This is a genomic window from Clostridium mediterraneense, assembly GCF_900091705.1.
GTDB lineage: Bacteria > Bacillota > Clostridia > Clostridiales > Clostridiaceae > Sarcina > Sarcina mediterraneense.
On record NZ_LT594785.1, the window covers coordinates 1,729,761 to 1,750,473 of the forward strand.

16 protein-coding genes are annotated in these 20,713 nt (G+C 26.0%); 5 read left to right on the plus strand and 11 right to left on the minus strand.

Annotated features, from left to right (window positions below; all coding sequences use genetic code 11):
• The first annotated feature begins 14 nt into the window (after positions 1-14).
• Complete coding sequence (locus BN8917_RS10235) at positions 15-656, plus strand: amino acid ABC transporter permease (RefSeq protein ID WP_066874085.1); 642 nt, start codon at positions 15-17, stop codon at positions 654-656.
• Positions 657-668: 12 nt separating this feature from the next.
• Positions 669-1,358 carry an amino acid ABC transporter ATP-binding protein gene (locus tag BN8917_RS10240; RefSeq protein ID WP_066874087.1) on the plus strand — a complete coding sequence of 230 codons (690 nt, stop codon included), beginning with the start codon at positions 669-671 and terminating at the stop codon, positions 1,356-1,358.
• A gap of 102 nt (positions 1,359-1,460) precedes the next feature.
• On the opposite strand, the gene BN8917_RS10245 is transcribed toward BN8917_RS10240, so the two are convergent.
• The 4 genes from BN8917_RS10245 to BN8917_RS10260 form a co-directional block, all read right to left on the minus strand.
• Positions 1,461-1,862: a hypothetical protein gene (locus tag BN8917_RS10245; protein ID WP_066874089.1), complete on the minus strand. Its 402-nt coding sequence runs from the start codon at positions 1,860-1,862 to the stop codon at positions 1,461-1,463.
• 111 nt (positions 1,863-1,973) lie between these two features.
• Positions 1,974-2,771, minus strand: a complete 798-nt coding sequence (locus tag BN8917_RS10250) for a dimethylarginine dimethylaminohydrolase family protein (RefSeq protein ID WP_066874090.1) — start codon at positions 2,769-2,771, stop codon at positions 1,974-1,976.
• A gap of 114 nt (positions 2,772-2,885) precedes the next feature.
• Positions 2,886-3,953, minus strand: coding sequence for a calcium/proton exchanger (gene cax / locus BN8917_RS10255; RefSeq protein ID WP_066874093.1), 1,068 nt, complete (start codon positions 3,951-3,953; stop codon positions 2,886-2,888).
• Positions 3,954-4,131: 178 nt separating this feature from the next.
• Positions 4,132-4,581 (minus strand): MarR family winged helix-turn-helix transcriptional regulator, encoded by a 450-nt coding sequence (locus tag BN8917_RS10260; RefSeq protein WP_066874094.1) that lies wholly within the window; start codon positions 4,579-4,581, stop codon positions 4,132-4,134.
• 156 nt (positions 4,582-4,737) lie between these two features.
• Here BN8917_RS10260 and BN8917_RS10265 point away from each other — a divergent pair, with 156 nt between their 5' ends.
• A complete protein-coding gene (locus BN8917_RS10265; protein ID WP_066874096.1) occupies positions 4,738-5,286 on the plus strand; it encodes a manganese efflux pump MntP in 549 nt (182 codons plus the stop codon).
• A gap of 36 nt (positions 5,287-5,322) precedes the next feature.
• Here the strand turns inward: BN8917_RS10265 and BN8917_RS14710 are convergent, their stop codons facing one another.
• Genes BN8917_RS14710 through BN8917_RS10280 form a run of 3 tightly spaced genes read right to left on the minus strand, consistent with a single transcriptional unit; the run spans position 5,323 to position 10,420 of the window.
• Complete coding sequence (locus tag BN8917_RS14710) at positions 5,323-6,591, minus strand: 2-hydroxyacyl-CoA dehydratase (protein WP_265327637.1); 1,269 nt, start codon at positions 6,589-6,591, stop codon at positions 5,323-5,325.
• Positions 6,592-6,613: 22 nt separating this feature from the next.
• Complete coding sequence (locus BN8917_RS10275; RefSeq protein ID WP_084748592.1) at positions 6,614-9,559, minus strand: acyl-CoA dehydratase activase-related protein; 2,946 nt, start codon at positions 9,557-9,559, stop codon at positions 6,614-6,616.
• A gap of 45 nt (positions 9,560-9,604) precedes the next feature.
• Positions 9,605-10,420, minus strand: coding sequence for a putative ABC transporter permease (locus BN8917_RS10280; RefSeq protein ID WP_066874099.1), 816 nt, complete (start codon positions 10,418-10,420; stop codon positions 9,605-9,607).
• A 273-nt stretch (positions 10,421-10,693) separates the two neighbouring features.
• Here BN8917_RS10280 and BN8917_RS10285 point away from each other — a divergent pair, with 273 nt between their 5' ends.
• Entirely contained in the window at positions 10,694-11,086 is a 393-nt protein-coding gene (locus BN8917_RS10285) for a (deoxy)nucleoside triphosphate pyrophosphohydrolase (RefSeq protein ID WP_066874102.1), read from the plus strand.
• Positions 11,087-11,129: 43 nt separating this feature from the next.
• Here the strand turns inward: BN8917_RS10285 and BN8917_RS10290 are convergent, their stop codons facing one another.
• The 3 genes from BN8917_RS10290 to BN8917_RS10295 all read right to left on the minus strand — a co-directional run bounded on the left by BN8917_RS10290 (position 11,130) and on the right by BN8917_RS10295 (position 18,341).
• Complete coding sequence (locus BN8917_RS10290) at positions 11,130-14,009, minus strand: DEAD/DEAH box helicase (protein ID WP_066874105.1); 2,880 nt, start codon at positions 14,007-14,009, stop codon at positions 11,130-11,132.
• A gap of 246 nt (positions 14,010-14,255) precedes the next feature.
• A complete protein-coding gene (locus tag BN8917_RS14565) occupies positions 14,256-14,402 on the minus strand; it encodes a hypothetical protein (protein ID WP_207644768.1) in 147 nt (48 codons plus the stop codon).
• Between the two features lie 153 nt (positions 14,403-14,555).
• Positions 14,556-18,341, minus strand: a complete 3,786-nt coding sequence (locus tag BN8917_RS10295; protein WP_066874107.1) for a hypothetical protein — start codon at positions 18,339-18,341, stop codon at positions 14,556-14,558.
• Positions 18,342-18,604: 263 nt separating this feature from the next.
• On the opposite strand from BN8917_RS10295, the gene BN8917_RS10300 reads away from it, so the two are divergent.
• A complete protein-coding gene (locus BN8917_RS10300) occupies positions 18,605-18,874 on the plus strand; it encodes a DUF1294 domain-containing protein (RefSeq protein ID WP_066874109.1) in 270 nt (89 codons plus the stop codon).
• Positions 18,875-19,013: 139 nt separating this feature from the next.
• On the opposite strand, the gene BN8917_RS10305 is transcribed toward BN8917_RS10300, so the two are convergent.
• Complete coding sequence (locus tag BN8917_RS10305) at positions 19,014-20,411, minus strand: MATE family efflux transporter (protein ID WP_066874111.1); 1,398 nt, start codon at positions 20,409-20,411, stop codon at positions 19,014-19,016.
• Positions 20,412-20,713 lie beyond the last annotated feature (302 nt).

The following is a 20,713-nucleotide window of genomic DNA, read 5'->3' on the forward strand; positions in this document are numbered from 1 at the left end:
AAGGAGTTAATTTTATGGAATATATAGCTACACTAATGCCTTCTATGATTGAAGGTCTTATAATAACCCTTAAGGTTTTTGCAATTACACTATTATTTTCAATACCTCTTGGAATATTAACTGCTCTTTGCAGAATCTCTAGTATAAAAATAATAAATTGGCTTAGTGGAATTTATATTTGGATAATGAGAGGAACTCCTTTATTACTTCAACTTGTTATTATATTTTTTGGACTACCTTTACTCGGTATTAATTTCGATAGATTTCCAGCAGCTATTTTAGCTTTTGTACTTAATTATGCAGCTTATTTTGGGGAAATATTTAGAGCTGGTATAAATGATGTTGATAAGGGGCAAATAGAAGCAAGTGAAATTCTAGGATTTTCAAAATCACATACACTCACAAGAATTATTATGCCTCAAATGTTTAGAAAGGTATTGCCTGCTATTGCAAATGAAGTAATAACGCTTGTAAAAGATACTTCACTAGTATATGTAGTAGGTCTTGGGGAACTTTTAAGAGCTGGTAAAATAGCTAGTAATAGAGATGCTTCTCTTCTACCACTATTTGTAGCTGGAGCTATTTATCTTATAATAATAGCTATTCTTACTATTGTATTTAATAAACTTGAAAAAAAATATAATTATTATAATTAGGGGGCTTTTTATATGTTAGAAATAAAGAATTTGAATAAAAGTTTTAAAAATACAATTGCTCTAAAAAATATTAATCTTACTATTCAAAAAGGGGATATACTTAGTGTAATTGGAACATCTGGAGCTGGTAAAACAACTCTTATAAGAGCTATAACAGGTCTTGAGAAATGTGAATCTGGAACTATTAAAATAGATAATAATTATTTAGTAAAGGATGGTGTTTACTGTTCTAACAAAGAACTGGCTAAAATCAGGAAAAATGTAAGTCTTGTATTTCAAAACTTTAACCTTTTTCCTCATATGACAATAATGGATAATATAATAGAAGCACCTATTTATGCTATGAACATAAATAAGGCTGAAGCTATAAAAAAAGCGCTACCTCTTCTATCCGAGCTTGGAATAGAAGATAAAAAGGATAGCTATCCATATGAACTTTCTGGAGGACAAAAACAAAGAGCAGCAATCGCTAGAGCTTTAATATTAAATCCTAATTATATTTGTTTTGATGAACCAACTTCTGCATTAGATCCCAAAACAACTAAAGAAGTTGCTAATTTAATAAAAAATCTCTCAAACGATATTGGGATAATAATAATAACTCATGATATGAGCTTTGCCAAACTTGTTTCAACAAGAATAGTTGAAATAAAGTCTGGAGAAATTATAAATGATAATAGTTCAGATAAGTATTGGGATTAAGCTAAATTTATAGTCTAAAAAATTTAATATATAGGAGCTATATCAAAACTTATTTTTAATTTGATTTAGCTCCTTTTTTATATTAAAGTTTATTTAAAACTTTTAGTCTATTATAGGGCAAACCTTATTATAACACTCTAAGCATTCTAGAACCTTATATTTTTCTATAAATGTGACACCCATAACGTCTTTATAGAATATATCTGCAACTACAATGCATCTATCAACTTCATCTTCCATATCATTGTAAATCTTGAAAGCAGTGTCTTTATTAGTAGAACAATCATAAACTTTTTCATTTTCTTCATTCATATTTAGTATAACTAGATATCTCTTTTCTTCTTTATTATCAGCAAGATATTTTTTATCTCTTTCTACTTCTTCTATATTTTTAAAGAAGTCAAAGAACTCTTTTTCTCTAGTATCAACATTCCTACTTATTTCCTCTACCTTTTTAAGATCTCTCATCTTATAATCTTTTGTTTCTATTATCCTATTTTTCATATGTTTCTCCCACCTATTCATATGCAAGCTTTATAAATATAATTATAAACATTTTTTTTCATTTTTCAATTTAGATACTATTTTAACAAAGACTTTAAAAAATTATGTTAATTATTCCCTATATATAGGTAAAGTACTACAAGTTAGTCCCCCTCCCGCTTTTAATATTTCAGAGAAATCTATATAGAAACATTTAAAAGCTCTATTACTTAAAATACCATAAACAGTTTTATTAGAGATAAATAATCTATTATCTCCAAGTGATATTAAATTTGTTCCAAGCTCTCTAGTTGTCTTATCATCTATGTAATAACAATTTTTTATCCGTGACTCAATTTCTTCAGTATTATAAATATATTTTGATAATATACAACTATCTTTATTTAAAATATTAAAAACACAATCTAGATGAAGCATTATATCACAATTAAAATTTATAGTAACAACCTTATAATTTTTATTATTCTTTGTTAAATAATCTTGCAACTCTTTAGCTGCCTCATAGCCTGTTCTTTTACTTATTCCAACAAAAATAAATTCATTATGAATAATTACATCTCCACCTTCTATATAGTTTTGCATTTTATAACTATGAATATTATTTTCACCTTTTATATACTCTTCTAATGCCTTAGTTTCATCAATTCTGTCTTTCTTACCCATCTTAGATATAAATAATATATCATCTATAATAAATCCAACATCTCTTACAAATACTTGATTAGCACCATATATAGGAGTTAAAAAATGTAGGTCTGCCCCCTCGTCACAAAGAAGATTTATAAAATTATTATATTGCCTATACATCTTTTCATAATCTACATCTTTATTTTTAACTTTAAAATTACATGGATAACACATTAAAAATCTTCCAATTTTATCATAGGCATTCTTATGAGAAATTTTCATTTTATCCCTTCTTTCTGAATTCCTTAAATTATCTTACCCAATCTAATAAAAAATAATGTTAATATAAATTAAAATAAAAAAAAGCTGTCTTTTACAAGACAAGCTTTTTCTAAATTATAAAACATAAAAAGCAACTGCTAATATAATATATATTGCTATTAATAATAATCCCTCTAACCAGTTTGATTCACCATCAATAGCTACTTTATTAGCAATTACTACTGATGCAATAAGAGATACAAGTTCAAATGGATTAAATATAATACTCATAGGTTTAAATAATAAACTTATAAACACTGTAACAGGTGCTACAAATAAAATAATTTGTAAACTTGAACCTAAAGCTATTTCAGTAGCTATATCCATCTTATTCTTCATAGCCATAATAACAGCTGTTGAGTGTTCTGCAGCATTACCTATAATAGGAATAACTATTATACCTACAAAGAATTCACTAAGTCCTAGAGACTCTGTCATAGGTTTTACAGCATCAACTAAGATTTCACTTTCTATAGCTATACAAATTGTTACTACTAAAAGTATTATTATAGTTGTAGTAAGTGACCATTTAGCCACCTCTTCTTCTTTAGTTTCTCTTAAATCTTCTTCCTTTATAACTGGTGCAAAAACATCTTTATGTGTAAAGAATGTAAATAATAAACTAAATAAGTATATTACAAACATAATTACTGCTACTATAACACTTATATATTCATATTTTGTATTTAAAAGTTCTGGATTAAGTGTATGCATAAATATTGCTGGTATACATAAACCTATAACTGCAAATAACAGCATACTTGAAGTTATATCACTAACTTTTTTATTAAATTTTTGGGTTTTAAATTTTATTCCTCCACATAACATACTAAGTCCTAGTACTAGAAGAGTATTTCCTATAATTGATCCTGCAAGAGATGATTTAACAACTTCAAAAAGGCCAGCTTTTAAAGCGAATATTGAAATTATAAGTTCTGTTGCATTACCAAAAGTTGCATTTAAAAAACCTCCAACTTTAGGCCCAGTATATATAGCTAATTCTTCTGTTGCTTCTCCAATAAGCCCTGCAAGCGGAATTATTGAAAGTGCTGATGTTATAAATACTATTGTAGGTGATACTTTCATAAATAAACAAATTATGTTTATAGGTATAAAAATTAATAAGAATTTTAAGTATTTCATATAGTGCCTCCAAAAAAAATTTAATCTTAGCAAATCTCCCCCATAATCAATTTACCTATAACATAGTAATTACCACTAATTATATTTAATATACTTTATAACTAATAAATTTATAAATATGTAAAACTGTATAAAGTATCTAATAGATATATTATATATACTTTTTATAAAGAAATCTCTATTTTTTTTCTAATTCTTCTAGATTATTTGTTAGTGAATTTAGAACTTCTTTAAAAATTTTAAACTTTTCTTCTTCTATATTTTCTAATAAACTACCAAGAAAATTAAAAATAGATTCTTCTATTTCATTTATAAGTTCTTCTGATTCCTTAGTTATATAAAGTCTTATTATTCTTTTATCAATATTATCTTTTTTAGGCTCTATAATTCCTTTGCTAAGAAGTATATCTATATTTCTAGAAATCATTCCTTTAGATATTCCTAGATACTCTACTATATCCTTAGCAGTATTTTTTTCTGGATTCCTATTTAAATATGTTATAATTTCTATTTCATTTTGTGATAAATCAAATTTTTTCATTTCATTATCTATAAACTTTTTATAAAACTTTTTTACTTTCCTAAAAGATATTATGTAATCATGTCTCTCTTCTTCTTTTATTTTCATCTTTCCCTCCAATATTAGTTTACTTATAAACTAATTATAAATTAAAACTCATAATAAGTGAATACGTATTAAGTAAAGCTACTAAACTATACATATATTTTGCTTCAAAAGAATATTTTTATATATACAATATTTTATTATTTAAAGGAGATTTTTATGGGTTACTGTTCTATAAGTATATTAGGAGTTATTCTAGCATTAGATGCGTTTGCTGTAGCTCTTGCAAAGGGAATATCACTAAAAAAATTACATATAAAAGCTAGCACAGAAATAGGCTTAATATTTGGAATGTTTCAAGGAGGAATGACTATAGCTGGATGGTTTATGGGAAGTATGCTCTTACCTATATTAAATAAATATAAATTTATACCTGCATTAATTTTAATCATACTTGGAATTAATATAATATATGAAGCATTAAAAAATGATTCTGATACTAATATTAGTCCATCTTTATCTTTAAAAGAAATAATCCCTCTTGGATTACTTACAAGTATAGATGCATTAGCACTTGGTGTAAGTCTAGCTTTTCTAAATGTTAGAATTGTTATATGCTCTACTATAATAGGTACAATTACTGTAGTTCTTTGTTTTATTGCAGTAATACTTGGTGGACTTATTGGTAGTAAAATCAATAGTAAACTTGCTGAAATAATTGGTGGATTTATTTTAATAGCAATTGGAATATCTTTATTTATAAAATAAAAAGGATCTCCTAATAAAATAGGGATCCTTTTTTTATTACTCATGTATAAACTTTGCCATTTTTGCGTTTGATAACATAAGTTTTATTCTATTTTCTTGGTTTACCTTAGTTGATGAAGGATCATAATCAACTGAAACTATATTAGCTTCTTTATAATTATCCATTATTTTTCTAACCATACCTCTACCAACTATATGATTAGGTAAACATCCAAAAGGCTGTGCACAAACTATATTTGTAACACCTGACTTAATAAGATCTACCATTTCAGCAGTCATAAGCCATCCTTCACCCATTTTTACACCTTCATTTATATATTCCCTAGCATATTCTCTAACTTCTTCAAAAGGTGCTGGAGCATTAAATACTCCATGCTCCTTTATAGCCTTTATCATTGTCTTTTGTTGTTTATATAAGAATTTATATCCTATATTTACAACTCCGTGACTATATTTATGCATTCCATATAGTTTATTGTCTATTTCTGAATTTACAAGACAATACATAAAGAAATCACATATTCCTGACATAACTACTTCACAATCTTCTTCTATCAGAAATTCTTCTAATTTATTATTTCCAAGTGGAGAATATTTCATATAAATTTCTCCAACTATACCTACTTTAGTTTTTTCTACTTCTTTATTTAACTTTATTTTAGCAAAGTCTTCTAGCATTTCTCTATAAATCTTACTTGATTTAAATACACGTGATCCTTTAGCTCTCATAGAAATTTCTTTAGTCCACTTTTCTATAACTTTATCAGTATCACCTTTGTTTACTTCATAACTTCTGCATTGATTACCTATAAACATCATGCAATCACCATAGAACATTACATAAACAAGCTTTAATAATAAAGTTGGTGGTAATTTAAAGCCTGAATGACTCTCAATTCCTGAAGCATTTAATGATATAACAGGTACATGACCAAAGCCTGTACTATTTAAAGCCTTTCTTAAAAGGTGAATATAATTAGATGCTCTACATCCACCTCCTGTTTGACTTAAAATAAGTGCTGTTTTATTTGGATCATATTTTCCATCTTTAAGTCCATGTATAAGTTGTCCAATAACCATCATTGCTGGATAACAAATATCATTATGAACTGTAAGTAATCCTTGTCTTAAAGCAGTTGCAGGCTCTGTTTCATAAAATTCTAAATTATATCCATAATCTTTTAGTAATCTACTTAACATCTTAAAATGTATTGGTAACATAGTAGGTGCTACTATAGTGTAATCTTTTTTCATTTCCTTAGTAAATTCAGGATATCTTCTTTTCATTTCATCCATAATAATCATAAAAAAATAATTTCTTATTTTTTTATTTTACACCTCCCTTATCTGTATCAAGAGTTTCAAGTAAACTTCTAATTCTTATTTTAGCTGCTCCAAGATTGCTAGTTTCATCAATCTTAATTTGAGTATATATCTTATTCTTTCTTTCTATTATGTCTCTAACCTCATCTGTAGTTATAGCATCAGTACCACAACCAAATGATACTAATTGAATTAGATACATATCATCTTCATTTCCTATAGCATCAGCAGCACTATATAATCTTGCTTGATATGTCCACTGATTAAGAATATTAAGATCTGGTCTATTATCCATACTTGCTATACAATCTTCACTTATAACAACAGTTCCAAGTTCACACATAGCTCTATCTATACCATGGTTTATTTCTGGATCTATATGATATGGTCTACCTGCTAGAACTATTATCTTTTTACCTTGTTCTCTTGCATGTTGTATATACTTTCTTCCTTCATTCTTTATATCTTCTCTATATTCATCATAATCTTTATATGCTTTTTCTAGAGCAACTTTTATTTCTTTTTTGCTTATACCACCAAACATATCTTTAAACTCACTTAATAAAGCTTTAGCTAAAACCTTAGAGTTATTTACTGTTAAATATGGCATCATGAACTTTATATCTGGATTATTTAAAGCTTTAATATTTGCCTTTAATAACTCAGGGTAATATGCAACTACAGGGCAGTTATAGCAGTTATCTGCTAATTTTTCTTCCACATTATAGCTCATACAAGGATAGAATATAGTTTGTACACCTTTTTCTAATAAATTTTCAATATGTCCATGAGATATCTTTGCTGGATAACATACTGTATCTGAAGGAATTGTATGTTGACCTTTTCTATATAGTTTTCTTGAAGAAGCATCTGTAAGAACAACTTCTATACCTAAACTTTCAAAGAAACTATACCAAAATGGTAACATTTCATACATATTTAAAACAAGTGGTATTCCTATTTTACCTCTGCTACCTTCATTACCTTGAAGCTTTCTTATTTTCTTATATTTATAATCATAAATACTCATTACTTCATCAATATGTTTTTTGCCTTCAGGCTTTTTACATCTATTCCCTGATAAAAATCTCTTATTATCTTGGAATATGTTAACTGTCATATTGCACTTGTTACCACAAAGACCACATCTAACTGTTCTTGATGTATGTGTGAAACTTTCTAATTTTTCTCTACTTATAATGCTAGATTCATCTTTTGCTCTTTCCATTGCATAAAGTGCTGCCCCATAAGCTCCCATAAGTCCTGAAATATTTGGTCTTACAACATCTCTACCAAGCTCCATCTCAAAACTTCTTAAAATAGCATCATTATACATAGTTCCACCTTGAACTAAGACATTTTCTCCTAGTTCTTTTGCATCCTTAATTCTTATAACTTTATATAAAGCATTTTTAACTACACTTATTGATAGTCCTGCTGATATATCTTCAATTGATGCTCCATCTTTTTGTGCTTGTTTAACAGATGAATTCATAAATACAGTACATTTAGAACCTAAATCAACAACATTCTTTGCAAAAAGAGCCATCTTTGCAAAATCTTTAACGTCATATCCCATTTGTCCTGCAAAACTTTCAATAAATGAACCACAGCCTGAAGAACAAGCTTCATTTAGCATAATATTATTTATTATTCCATTTTTAATATTGAAACATTTTATATCTTGTCCACCAATATCTAAAATAAAATCAACTTTTGGATTAAAATGTTTACCAGCTTTGAAATGAGCCATAGTTTCAACTATACCAAAATCAATTCCAAAGGCTGATTTAATAAGTTCTTCTCCATATCCTGTTACTGTTGAAGATTTTATTTTTTTATTATCTCCACATAAATCATAGATAACTTTTAATTGATCTTCTATTACTTTAACAGGATTTCCCTTATTTGATGAATAGTAAGTATAAATTATATCTTTCTGATCATTAATAAGTACTACTTTAGTAGTAGTTGAACCTGCATCTATTCCTAGATACACATCACCTTCATATTCATTTATATCCTTAAATTCAACTTTTGCTCTTGCATGTCTTTCTTTGAATTTTTCATAATCTTCTTCACTTTCAAATAATGAAGGTAAAACATGAGTATTCTTAATTAATCTTGATTTATCAGATATTAAGTCTACTATTTCATTAAAAGTATATCTCTTTTTATCTTCTTGTGAATATATTGCTGCTCCAAGCGCAACAAATACTTCTGCATTTTCAGGAAGAATACCTGTTGTTTCATCAAGCTTTAGAGTTTTTCTAAATCTTTCACGAAGTCCCTTATAGAAATAAAGAGGTCCTCCTAAGAAAAGAACTTTCCCCTTGATTTCTCTACCTTGCGCAAGTCCACCAACAGTTTGGTCTACTACTGATTGGAATATACTTGCTGATATATCTGATTTTTTTGCTCCTTGATTTAAAAGAGGTTGAACATCTGATTTTGCGAAAACTCCACATCTTGATGCTATAGGATATATCATTGTATGTTCAAGACTTAAATCATCAAGTTCTTGATTTGTTATATTCATAAGATGAGCCATTTGATCTATAAATGCTCCTGTACCCCCAGCACAGCTTGAATTCATTCTTTCTTCAAATCCATCGCTTAAGAAAATTATCTTTGCATCTTCTCCACCTAGCTCAATAGCTACATCTACATCTTTTATAGTTCTCTTAATTCCAAGAGTACTTGCAAAAACCTCTTGAACAAATATTATATCTGTTTCTTTAGATATTCCATATCCAGCTGAACCTGTAATAGCAAGACTAATCTTATTATCACTTACTATATCCTTTATATTTTCAAACTCTTCTAAAATAACTTCTCTTATTTTAGAGTAATGTCTTCTATAGCTTTTATAGACAATATCATTATTTTCATTTAATACAAGTAACTTAACTGTAGTTGAACCTGCATCTATTCCTATTTTAAATTCCAAAATAACACATCTCCTTACTACACAGTCTCCATACATAAAAAATATTTATTTTTTCCTTATGCGAAATAAAAATTGCTTTAATTTACTTAGCTCATCATTATATTTTCTATGCTTTATGTTAGGGAAAGCTGTAAATAGTCTTTTTTCTTTATTAGATTCCTTAAATTTTTCTAAGATATTTCTAATAAGTTCGTCTCCATTTTCTTTTCTTAAAGTCTTTTTGATATTTGTTTTTTCTATGGCTTTTTTTATATCTATATCTGTAACTTCTTGTGAAGTTACATCTAAGGCTTTAAATTCTAAAAAATTTTGCTTAATTTCCTTTAATATACCGTTCAAATTCAATAAAGTAGACACACTACCTAACAAATCAATCATAAATATTGTTACTAAAAAAGTAACCGCTAGATATATTATATCTAATGAACTGATATTTATAATATTGGAAATTTGGGGATGTATAAATTTTATGAGTCCAACCGACATTATACCAAATAATATAGAATTTTGCATACATACTCTACCGTTAATATTCAAAGAATTTTCGCTATAATCCCACCATTTCGCCTGAAATGCTTTTTCTAATATAAATGAAGAAAAATATTCAATTACTGATGTTATTAATAAGCCTAATATAAATACTACCAATACATGTTGCTTAAAATCTTTAAGTAAAGTAATTATAAAAATAGAACCAACTCCATAAATAGGGCATATCGGTCCCTTTAACATCCCCCTATTTACAAGCTTCCTATCTAATATATAACAATATATAACTTCACAAACCCACCCTAAAAAAGCATATATAAAAAAATATAAGGTATATTCTAAAAATGTATTCAAAGTTAAAATTCCTTTCATAAAGTATTTATTATTAATATATAGAGCTTAAATAAAAAGTGATTATCTTTATTTATATGAAAAAATAAAAAAGAATATTTCTTAAATATTTTATCAAAATGATAAAGTCACTAAATATATTTAAAACTCCCAATATAGATTATTATTTCCATTTAAGATAAGATTTATTACTTGAATATCTTAATATTATCTCAGTATTTACTTGCAGAAAATTTTATAAATGCTAATATAAAAATAAGAATTTTATAAATATATTATTTTAAGGAGCATCTTATGAAAAAAAAATTAAAAGTAGTAGCGGCTATAATAGAAAATGAAAAAAATGAAATACTATGTGCTCTTAGAGCAAAAAACATGAGTTTAGGAGGCTTTTGGGAATTTCCTGGAGGTAAAATTGAAGCTGGTGAGACTCCTGCAGATGCAATAATAAGAGAAATTAGTGAAGAATTAAATTGTACTATATCTTGTGATAATAAAATTTTTAATGATACTACTTATGAATATGATAATTTTATAATTAATTTACTAACAATTAAATGTGTACTAATATCTGGTACACCTATAGCTAACGAACATGCTAAATTAATTTGGTTAGAAAAAGATTACTTAGAATCTCTAAATTGGGCACCAGCTGATATACCAGCTGTAAAACAACTTATAAAATAATAGGCATGTACACTTGTAAGTGTACATGCCTATTATCTTATTTCTAAATTTTCTTATTAAATTCTGTATATAATTTTATTGGTATTTTATTTCTTAATTTTAACTCTAAAGTTATTGGCTTTTCACCTTCATATTTAATTACATCACCCTTACCAATATAAATATAAGGTTCAACTTTTTTATCAATTTCCTTATACTTTCTAACAAATAAATGTAACTTTATATTACTTTCTACATTGTTAATTAACTTCCTTCCTCTTTCTGATGATAATGATGTGCTATTAGGACTTTGCCACTGAAATACTTCCCTATTTATAAATTTATCCTTATAATTTATACTCTCTTTTATATCTTCCTCCTTATGAAGATCTATAAATAAAAACCACTCATTATTATTAGTTAGTAGTCCACTCCCTCTAAAAGAACTATGAGTTTTTCTATAATTAGAAAGTATTGCAGCATCAATCATTTGATATTGATTATATAATTTAAAGAAAGGAATGCCATAATCTTTTTCACCAAATTCCTTTTCATACCTTAATAATCCGTAATTTATACAATCTTCTATATAAATTTTAAACTCTATTTTTTCTAAAACTTCTAAAAACTCTTTTGTTAAATAATATCTATTTTCCTCTTCTCTTATAAGTATAATTTTATTTTTAAGCTGAGTAGTATCATAATACTTTCCTAATAGACATTCTATTGAATGTCTAATTGTATCTAAACCAACTGATTCTATATACTTTAATATTTCATTATTTAATTCTTCTAAATTAGCACATTTATTTAAAATTAAATATCTCAAAATTATAAATTCAAAAGGTCTCTTTAAAGGTAATTGTCCTGATAAATCTTTAAGTATCTTTGTAAATTCTTCATTTTCTAGAAACTTTATCTCCGCTATATCCTCTCCAACTTTCTCTAAAAATCCTAAATATGTTTTACTCTTATTATTATTTATTCTCATAAATTTTATAGGATTTGCAGCCCCTTCAAATTTTAAATAATCTACTAATAATTTTGGTACAACTCCTGAATTCATCTTTTTAAATTCATTATATTCTTCTTTTATATATTTTATAGAATTAAAATTCTCACTATCAATTTGTTCTAATATTCTCTCTTTAGCTACTCTATCCATTTGTATATAAGTACATCCTGGTATATTAGCAAAATCAGTAGCAATAGAAACTTTTAAACTATCTTTATCATAATATCTTGCTCCATTTAAAGCTATTGCTATTAAAAATACCTTATTATGATTACCTATAAAATCTAAAACAGTTAGAAATTCTTTTCCGTAACTTTTTCTTAGCCCTCTTCCTAATTGTTGTATAAATATAATTGAAGAATTTGTAGGTCTAAGCATTAAAACCATATTTATTGATGGTATATCTACACCTTCATTAAATAAATCAACTGTAAATATAACTTTTAAATCATCATTCTCATCTTCTAACTTCTTTATAAATTCTGCTCTTCTTTCAACAGAATCTTTTGAACTTAATGCTACACTCTTTATTCCTCTTTTATTAAATTCTCTCTCCATATATTCTGCATGTTCTACCGATACGCAAAATCCAACAGCTTTAAGCACATCTCCATCATGACCATAAAAATTTATCTTTTCTATTATATAATCTACTCTCTCATTTACTCTTAGTCTCTTTGTAACTTCAGATATATTATTTAAATCAACATCACTTAAGTCCACCCCTGATATATCAGTTATCCCAAAATAATGAAATGGAACTACTAATTCTTCCTCTAAAGCTTCACTTAATCTAACTTCTAAAGCTATATTATTATCAAATATACTAAATATATCCTGTCCTTGACTTCTTTCAGGAGTTGCAGTCATCCCTAATAAAAACTTAGGCTTAAAATAGTTTATTACTCTAGTATAAGTTTCAGCTGCTGCATGATGTGCCTCGTCTATAACTATGTAATCAAAATATTCTTTATTAAAATCTTTATAATATCTTGAAATAGTTTGTATAGTAGAAAAAATATAATCTGAATTTCTCTCTTTTATATTCCCTGTAAATAATCCTAATTTCTTATCTACTATTATTTTATAATAGTTATGCATAGCTTTTCTTAGTATATCTTCTCTATGAACTATAAATAAAATTCTTTTAGGGTTAAATTCTCTAACATCAAATGCTGACATATAAGTCTTTCCTGTACCAGTCGCTGCGATTACTAAACTTCTTTTTCCTCCATACTTTCTTAATCTTTTTAAATTTTCAATAGCTTTCTTTTGCATTAGATTAGGCTTTATTTCCTCAAAATTTTCTTTTAATAAAATTTTCTTAATATTTTTATTATACTTATTTATTTCACTAATTATTTTTCTATATTGATTTAAAAATTTATCATCAACATAAATTGTTTCATCTAAAAGTCTCTTATATTCTTGTATTATAGAAACAGAAAACTTCTCATCCTTTTTAGAAATTATTTTGACATTCCATTCCTCATTACTCCTTAAGGCCGATTGAGTAATATTAGATGAACCTATATAAATTTTATAATAATCTTCATATTCAAATATATAAGCTTTTGTATGAAAACCTCTTTTTTTATCTGCAATAAATATCTTAAGTTCTAAATTTGAAAATTTAGTAAGCCTCTCTAAAGCTGAAGGATCTGTAAAATTTAAATATGTTGATGTTATTATTTGTCCTTTTATATTATTTCTTTCAGCTTCTCTTAGATCTTCAAGTAATAATTGTAATCCCGAAAAATTAATAAATGCTACACTAAAATAAAAGCTTTTACATCTATTTAATGATTTCTTTAATTCATTAAAAAAATTTTTCTCATCCAAATTAACTATTAACTCTTTAGACTGTTCATCTTTTTCCTCTAATAATATTTCTTTATTTATAATTTCTTCCACTTTAGTATCTATCATTATTACGCCTCCATTTAAGCCATACTTAATTTACACTTAATCATTGTATAATTTATCCATAATAAATATTAATATTTTATTGAAAAAATTACAAATCATTCTATATATTAATACGATAAACTTTCCAATTATTTTTAGATACTATTTTATAATTATCTTTATTTTATAAAAATCTAAACACAAATAGATACAATATTATCAGAAAGTAAAATAAATAATATTCTTTTGTATATTTTAAATTTAGCTTTAATCAAAAATTTCAAATATAGCATCTATTACTTCTAATATAAATTCTAATGCTAATTCTAAAATACTTTCTGAGTTTTTTTTCATAAAACACGCCCCCTTTAGAAGTATAAATTTCTTATATTTAAATTTTAATATTTTATACACCTTATTACAAATAATTCCATTAATTATTTTAAAAAAATCCTCAGTTATTTTGGATAGTCAATAACTGAGGATTCTCTTTACTAAAGCCCGCTTTATCTTAAGTTTAGGATTCTTTAAGGTATTTTAATCTGGCTTCAGTATTTAATTTATATATTATTTAACATTTCTTAAATGTTCAAATAACTTTTTAAGTTTTTCACAAAGCTCTGTCTTATCACTAACACTTAGCCCTGTAAGTTTTATTTCAATTCCATTTATATAGAATCTATCACCTTTCATATACAGTCTTGAAACTGCAAGAAGGTTTATTTCCATACTATTTCCTTTACTTCCTTTATAATAGAAGTTCTTATCTGTTATTAAGAATCCACTACTCTTTAATACAAGAGAGGATGAATCAAATAATAGTATTGGATTTTCATTATCTTCTAAATCTGCATAAGTAGTCATAGCAGCAGCATATTTCTTTTCTGAAGTAGCTCCTTCACTATGAATAAATAATGCTTTTCTAAGATTTTCTGATTTAATTTTATTAACAAGATCTAATGTATACTTTTCCATTTCAGAAACAAAACTATCTACAAGTTCAGATGAAATATCATCTAATGGGTTATCCATTATTTTTCTAACAGAAACTATAAATTCAATAAGATCTCTCATTTCATATAATTCATCGCTAGTTTTTATATAAGGGAATTCAATTGTTCTATTTGAAATTTGAATTTTATTTTCATCCTTTGTTTTAATGTTTGTTGCATACTTAAGATCCATAAACCAAGCATCTTCTAATCTATTCTTACAATAGATACCCTTGCTTGATATAACCATTCCAAGCTTTTGGAATTGTAATGGGAACTTCTTAGTATTATCACATACTAAGTATATTTCTTCAAGTTCACTTATTGTCATAACATATGAAGTGCAAGCTTCTCTTATCTTTTCTCCACTACCTTCTGTTATTTCATTAAAGTAAATCTTCTTAGCTAGTTCTGAATTAACAAGTGTTGAAAGTTCAACCAATATTTCTTTAAAGCTTAGATTATCATAATTAAGTAAATCACTCATAAGTTCATAGAATTTATTACCTTCTAAGTTCATTCTAAGCTCTTCTTGTCTTCTCTTATTACCTAATAGTATATTTTCACTATCTATTCCAAGAATCATATCATCTTCTGTTACTTCTTCAAAAGTAATAAGTTCTTCTAAATTATTAATTTCTCTATATACGGCAATAATATCATTAAGCATATCTGCAAATTTTTCTTTATCACCTGTAGAATTAGTACATAATTTATGATCAGAAGTTTCAGTATCTACAAAGATACCTACATATATTAGTCTTTCTCCATCTTCAACCTTTGAATAATTCTTAACTTTTAATCCTTGAATATCACTAAGAAGTATAGGTTTCTTATCATAACTTGAGTAAACTGCTTTATCAGTTATAACAAAACCTTCCTTAAATTTCTTAGTCTTATCATCTTCTAAATAAGACATTATTACTTCTTCAGTACCATCTTGTTCTTTCTTAAACTTTTCGTAGAATGGTGGTATCCTAATGTTCCACTTTTCATCTTTAATTGATAAATCTAAAGCTTTTATTGACATATCAGTATTTATATAAATGTCTTTAATAGCTTTCATAAATTCAAATTCTTTATTTTCAGATTCATCAAGTGGGATAACAAATTCAAATACATTCTTTTCTATATCTCTAAAGATATCTCTAGAAATTATATTTCTATTTTGAAGATCTAAAAGTAATTCCCTCTTCTCTTCATCTGTATTTGCAAGTTTCTTTATAGCCTTCATACAGTAAACTAATATATCTTCTCTATCTCTTAAATCTAAATCATCAAATATATCCTTTTGGAATGATCTTCCGAATACAGCATACTCTATCTTAAAGCAATCTAAATTTCTAATATTATAAACTCTCTTAAAGTCTAATATCATTTGTTCTCTTGCTTCCTCTAAAAGATCACTTCTCTTTATAGCTTCAAGTTCTGCTCTAAATGCATCAATTCTCATATTTTCACTAACAAGATTTATATCCATATTAGTTACTATATATCCAAAATGTTTTATTTCAGTATCAAATATAACATCATAATTACTTATATTAAATCTCTTAATATTTTCAGCACAAATTTGAGTTTTAACTTCTTCATTTGCTTCTAAAGGAATTTTATTTATTTCTTCAATATAGAAATCTAATTCAACTTTCTTTATTTCTTCAAATAAATCATCACTAGCCTCTCCACATTTTTCAATAAGATTCATTGCTGAAACTAATAGATTATACTTTGTTATATTCTTATCTTCCAATCTTGAAAGTTCTATATAAGTATCTTCTAAAAATGGATATTTTATTATAGATTCCTTTAATAAATCTTCATAATTAGCTAAATCTAAATTCTTACTATTTCTTGATTTAACTATAAGCTCTTTAGCTTCAAATCTTTCTTCTAAAAGTTCATTTAATGTTCTTCCATGATCTTCTGTATATATATCAAAGTTAGCTAACCCACACTTATTTATAAAAGCAACTGCTTCTAAAATAAGATTATAAATTCCTCTTTCTACATTATCTCTTATACTATAATCTTTTCTTGCTGACTCAAATATTCTCTTTATTTCTTTTGTTCCAGCCTTAACAGCAAATGTTTCAAAATGTGGTTTATTACTATTAGCAATATAAATTCCTACACTTCTATCAATACTATTTAGTATTTGATTTTCAGATACAGAGTTATTTATCATTATGTTAATCTTATTTATTTGCTTAGAAAGTGTATGTAAACATTGTAACCCAAATATTCTTTCAAATAATTTATCCTTATCTATAGTATTATCATTTATACCTTCTTTAGTTAAGAATGAATGTGTATAATCTATAAGTTCACTATAGGCATCATAGAATGTTGATCTTATTCTTTCATAAGTAAAACTACTTCTACCTTGAATTTCATATATTCCATCCTTAAATCTTTCCACACACATTAAACATCCATTATAGAATAATACCTTTAATGTTTCTATTCTAAATTCTCTACTATTAGTATTTAGAATATCATCTAATATACTTTTTTCACCTAAAATAACTTTATCATATCTAATAAAACTTGATGGCTCTAAAACAAGTTTTTCCTCTTCTTTAATTTCTATTACTTCTTTTGGAGCTACTTCTTCTATTATCTCTTCTACTACTTTTTCTACTTTAGGTTCTTTTATAACTTCTTTTTTTACTGCATTACTTGAGAAATTAGGTAATACAACATCAGAAATATCTACCTTTTCTTTTTTAGCTTTCTTTTTCTTCTCAACTTTTTTTTTAGGCTTAACTTCTTTTTCTTCTTTAGCCTTGTCCACATCTTTTTGTTGTGACTTTTCTTCTTTCTTATTAGAGTTCTTTAACTCCTCTTTAATTTCTAGCTTTTGCTCTTCATCCAAGCTTACTAATATGTCTTTATCTTTTACTTTTTCAGCTTTCTTAGAGTTTTCTAAGTTATTCTTAACTTTTAAATTTTCTTTTGGCTTAACATTTACCTCAATAACAGTAGAAGTTTTTATATCTTTACTGTCTATGTTATCCTTATTTAACATAGAAGACTTTGCAGCCTCTATACAGTTTTCTATGTCTTCTTCCTCTAACTTTAAGTCTCCGCAGTATTCTTTTATTTCAATTAATCCATCTTCGTCTATTATAAAATTATTTAATTCTAAAATTGCTTTAATAAATTCTATTGCATTATTTAAATTCTTTTCTAATAAATTCTCTGCGTTATTGACCTCTTCTTTAGTTAACCCTAAACTTTCTCTCTTTTTATCAAGAATTAATCTACTATTAGGGTTGTCTAATTGTTTTCGGAAGAATAATCTTTTATAACTGTCTAAATATTTCTTTATTTCACTATTGCTTAAACTTATTTCAATCAAAAAAAATTTCCTCCTTTAATACATATATTATCTATTATATATATTTTTCGACAAAATAAAAAGCATATTTAGTTAATATATCTTTAAAAAACTATTCATTCTTATTTAATATGTACTTTTTACCATTAAGATTATTAAATTTAAAAATATTATAAAAAATCTCTAACTAAAAAGAAATTATTTTATTGTTCTTATTTGACTTAATTGTTATAATCTATTTATTCAAGGACAAGCATTTAATATTTTAGGAGAATAGAATTATAATGAAGGAATTAATAATTTTTTATCTATTAATAATTAATATACTAGCCTTTATATTAATGTATATAGATAAAGCAAAGGCAATTAAACATCAATGGAGAATTTCTGAGAAAACTTTAATTGGCTTTGCTTTATTTGGTGGATCACTAGGTTCATTTATAGGAATGAAATTATTTAGACATAAAACTCAACATCCTAAATTCTATGTAGGAATACCTGCAATACTTATAATTGAACTAATACTTAGCTACTATATCTTCTTTGAAATATAGTAGCTAGTATTTTATATAGAATTATCTTCTAATAATATTAAATAAAACTGTACATACTAAAATTGTATCTTTTTGAGTCTAGTATAGCCTTACTCTTTTAAAAAGGGTGCCTCTTTTAATGTAGAGACACCCTTTTATTTTATCTTATCACTTGAGATTTTTCTTCTATTTCATTTTCTTCTAATATTTTTTTACTAAGAACTTTCTTATAAAAAATCATAAAACATATAATTGTAGTTGCTGCTGAAATAATATCTGCTACTGGTTCAGCAAGAAGTGTTGCCATAAGCTTATCATTAAGTATGGCTGGTAATATATAAATTAATGGTATTAATAATATTATTTTTCTAAGTAAAGCAAGTATTAATGATTTTTTTGCCTCTCCTAAAGCTAAGAATGTTTGCTGACAAGCTATTTGTGCTCCAAATAAGAAGATTCCTGCAAAGTATATTCTTATACTCCATGAAGTTATTTCTATTAATTTAGGATTATTATTAAATAGTAAAACAAATAAATCTGGCTTTAACATAAGCCCAAGCCACATAATACTTGTATATGTTAAACAACAAGTAATTAATAATTTAAATGTCCTTTTAACCCTATCTATTTTTTTTGCTCCATAATTATAACTTATAATAGGTTGTGCCCCTTGTGTTAATCCCATCATAGGAAGTAGAACAACTTGCATTATACTACTCATAATAGTCATAGAACTTACAGCTAAATCTCCGCCATGTTTAAGTAATTGATTATTCATAGATATAATAACTAAGCTTTCAGTAGCCTGCATAATAAATGGAGATATTCCTAGAGCCATAATTCCAAATACAACTTTAAACTCTGGCTTTAAAAACTCTTTTCTTATTCTAAGAATACTTTTCTTTCCAAAGAAAAATACAAGTACCCAAATAGCTGATATCATTTGTGCAAGTACTGTAGCAACTGCTGCTCCCTTAACCCCCATCTTAAATCCAAAAATTAATATAGGATCTAATGCTATATTTACTGCTGCACCTACCATAACAGTAACCATCCCCATCTTAGCAAAACCTTGAGTATTTATAAATGTATTCATACCTAATGCTATTTGTACAAATATTGTACCCATTAAATAGATACTTAAATAATCTAAAGCATAATTTATAGTTACATCACTAGCCCCAAATGCCCAAAGTAATTTTTCCTTAAAAATAAATATTATTAACGTAAGTATTATAGATAATATTATTAATGTAGAAAAACTATTACTAAGTATTTTCTCAGCTCCATCTTTATCTTTTTCTCCCATCTTTATAGCTGCAAGTGGAGCTCCTCCCATTCCTATAAGTGCACTAAATGCTGATATAATCATAATTACAGGAAAGGCAACTCCAACTCCCGCCATAGCTATATCTCCATTTGGAATTCTTCCTATAAAGATTCTATCTACTATGTTGTATAAAACATTAACTAATTGAGCTATAATAGCTGGAACTGCTAATTTAAATAAAAGTCTTCCTACACTTCCTTCACCAAGATTTACCCCTTTTTGTGACATTATTCTTCCCCCTTATCAATTAATATATATTAAATGAACTACACTTCATTTAAAAGCAAAAAAATATAATTAAATTAAATCTTAGATTTATTTAATATTTCAATATATATTATATCTCTTTTATAGAAAAATTTACAAATTAATAATCTATTAAAATTACTTTTATTCTATCATTTATTAATTTATATTTACCACGCTAATAAAACATCACTTAACTTTTAAATCTTATTTATTATTTGCAGATTTTGTATATTTTTTCATTTAAATTTAATTATCAATAAAAAAATTTTAAATATTGAAAA

Excerpts from the sequence above, each read along its gene's own strand:
- BN8917_RS10235 (WP_066874085.1), top strand. The coding sequence starts at position 15 with ATGGAATATATAGCTACACTAATGCCTTCTATGATTGAAGGTCTTATA.
- BN8917_RS10240 (WP_066874087.1), top strand. The coding sequence starts at position 669 with ATGTTAGAAATAAAGAATTTGAATAAAAGTTTTAAAAATACAATTGCT.
- BN8917_RS10245 (WP_066874089.1), bottom strand. The coding sequence starts at position 1,862 with ATGAAAAATAGGATAATAGAAACAAAAGATTATAAGATGAGAGATCTT.
- BN8917_RS10250 (WP_066874090.1), bottom strand. The coding sequence starts at position 2,771 with ATGAAAATTTCTCATAAGAATGCCTATGATAAAATTGGAAGATTTTTA.
- cax (WP_066874093.1), bottom strand. The coding sequence starts at position 3,953 with ATGAAATACTTAAAATTCTTATTAATTTTTATACCTATAAACATAATT.
- BN8917_RS10260 (WP_066874094.1), bottom strand. The coding sequence starts at position 4,581 with ATGAAAATAAAAGAAGAAGAGAGACATGATTACATAATATCTTTTAGG.
- BN8917_RS10265 (WP_066874096.1), top strand. The coding sequence starts at position 4,738 with ATGGGTTACTGTTCTATAAGTATATTAGGAGTTATTCTAGCATTAGAT.
- BN8917_RS14710 (WP_265327637.1), bottom strand. The coding sequence starts at position 6,591 with ATGATTATTATGGATGAAATGAAAAGAAGATATCCTGAATTTACTAAG.
- BN8917_RS10280 (WP_066874099.1), bottom strand. The coding sequence starts at position 10,420 with ATGAAAGGAATTTTAACTTTGAATACATTTTTAGAATATACCTTATAT.
- BN8917_RS10285 (WP_066874102.1), top strand. The coding sequence starts at position 10,694 with ATGAAAAAAAAATTAAAAGTAGTAGCGGCTATAATAGAAAATGAAAAA.
- BN8917_RS10290 (WP_066874105.1), bottom strand. The coding sequence starts at position 14,009 with ATGATAGATACTAAAGTGGAAGAAATTATAAATAAAGAAATATTATTA.
- BN8917_RS10300 (WP_066874109.1), top strand. The coding sequence starts at position 18,605 with ATGAAGGAATTAATAATTTTTTATCTATTAATAATTAATATACTAGCC.
- BN8917_RS10305 (WP_066874111.1), bottom strand. The coding sequence starts at position 20,411 with ATGTCACAAAAAGGGGTAAATCTTGGTGAAGGAAGTGTAGGAAGACTT.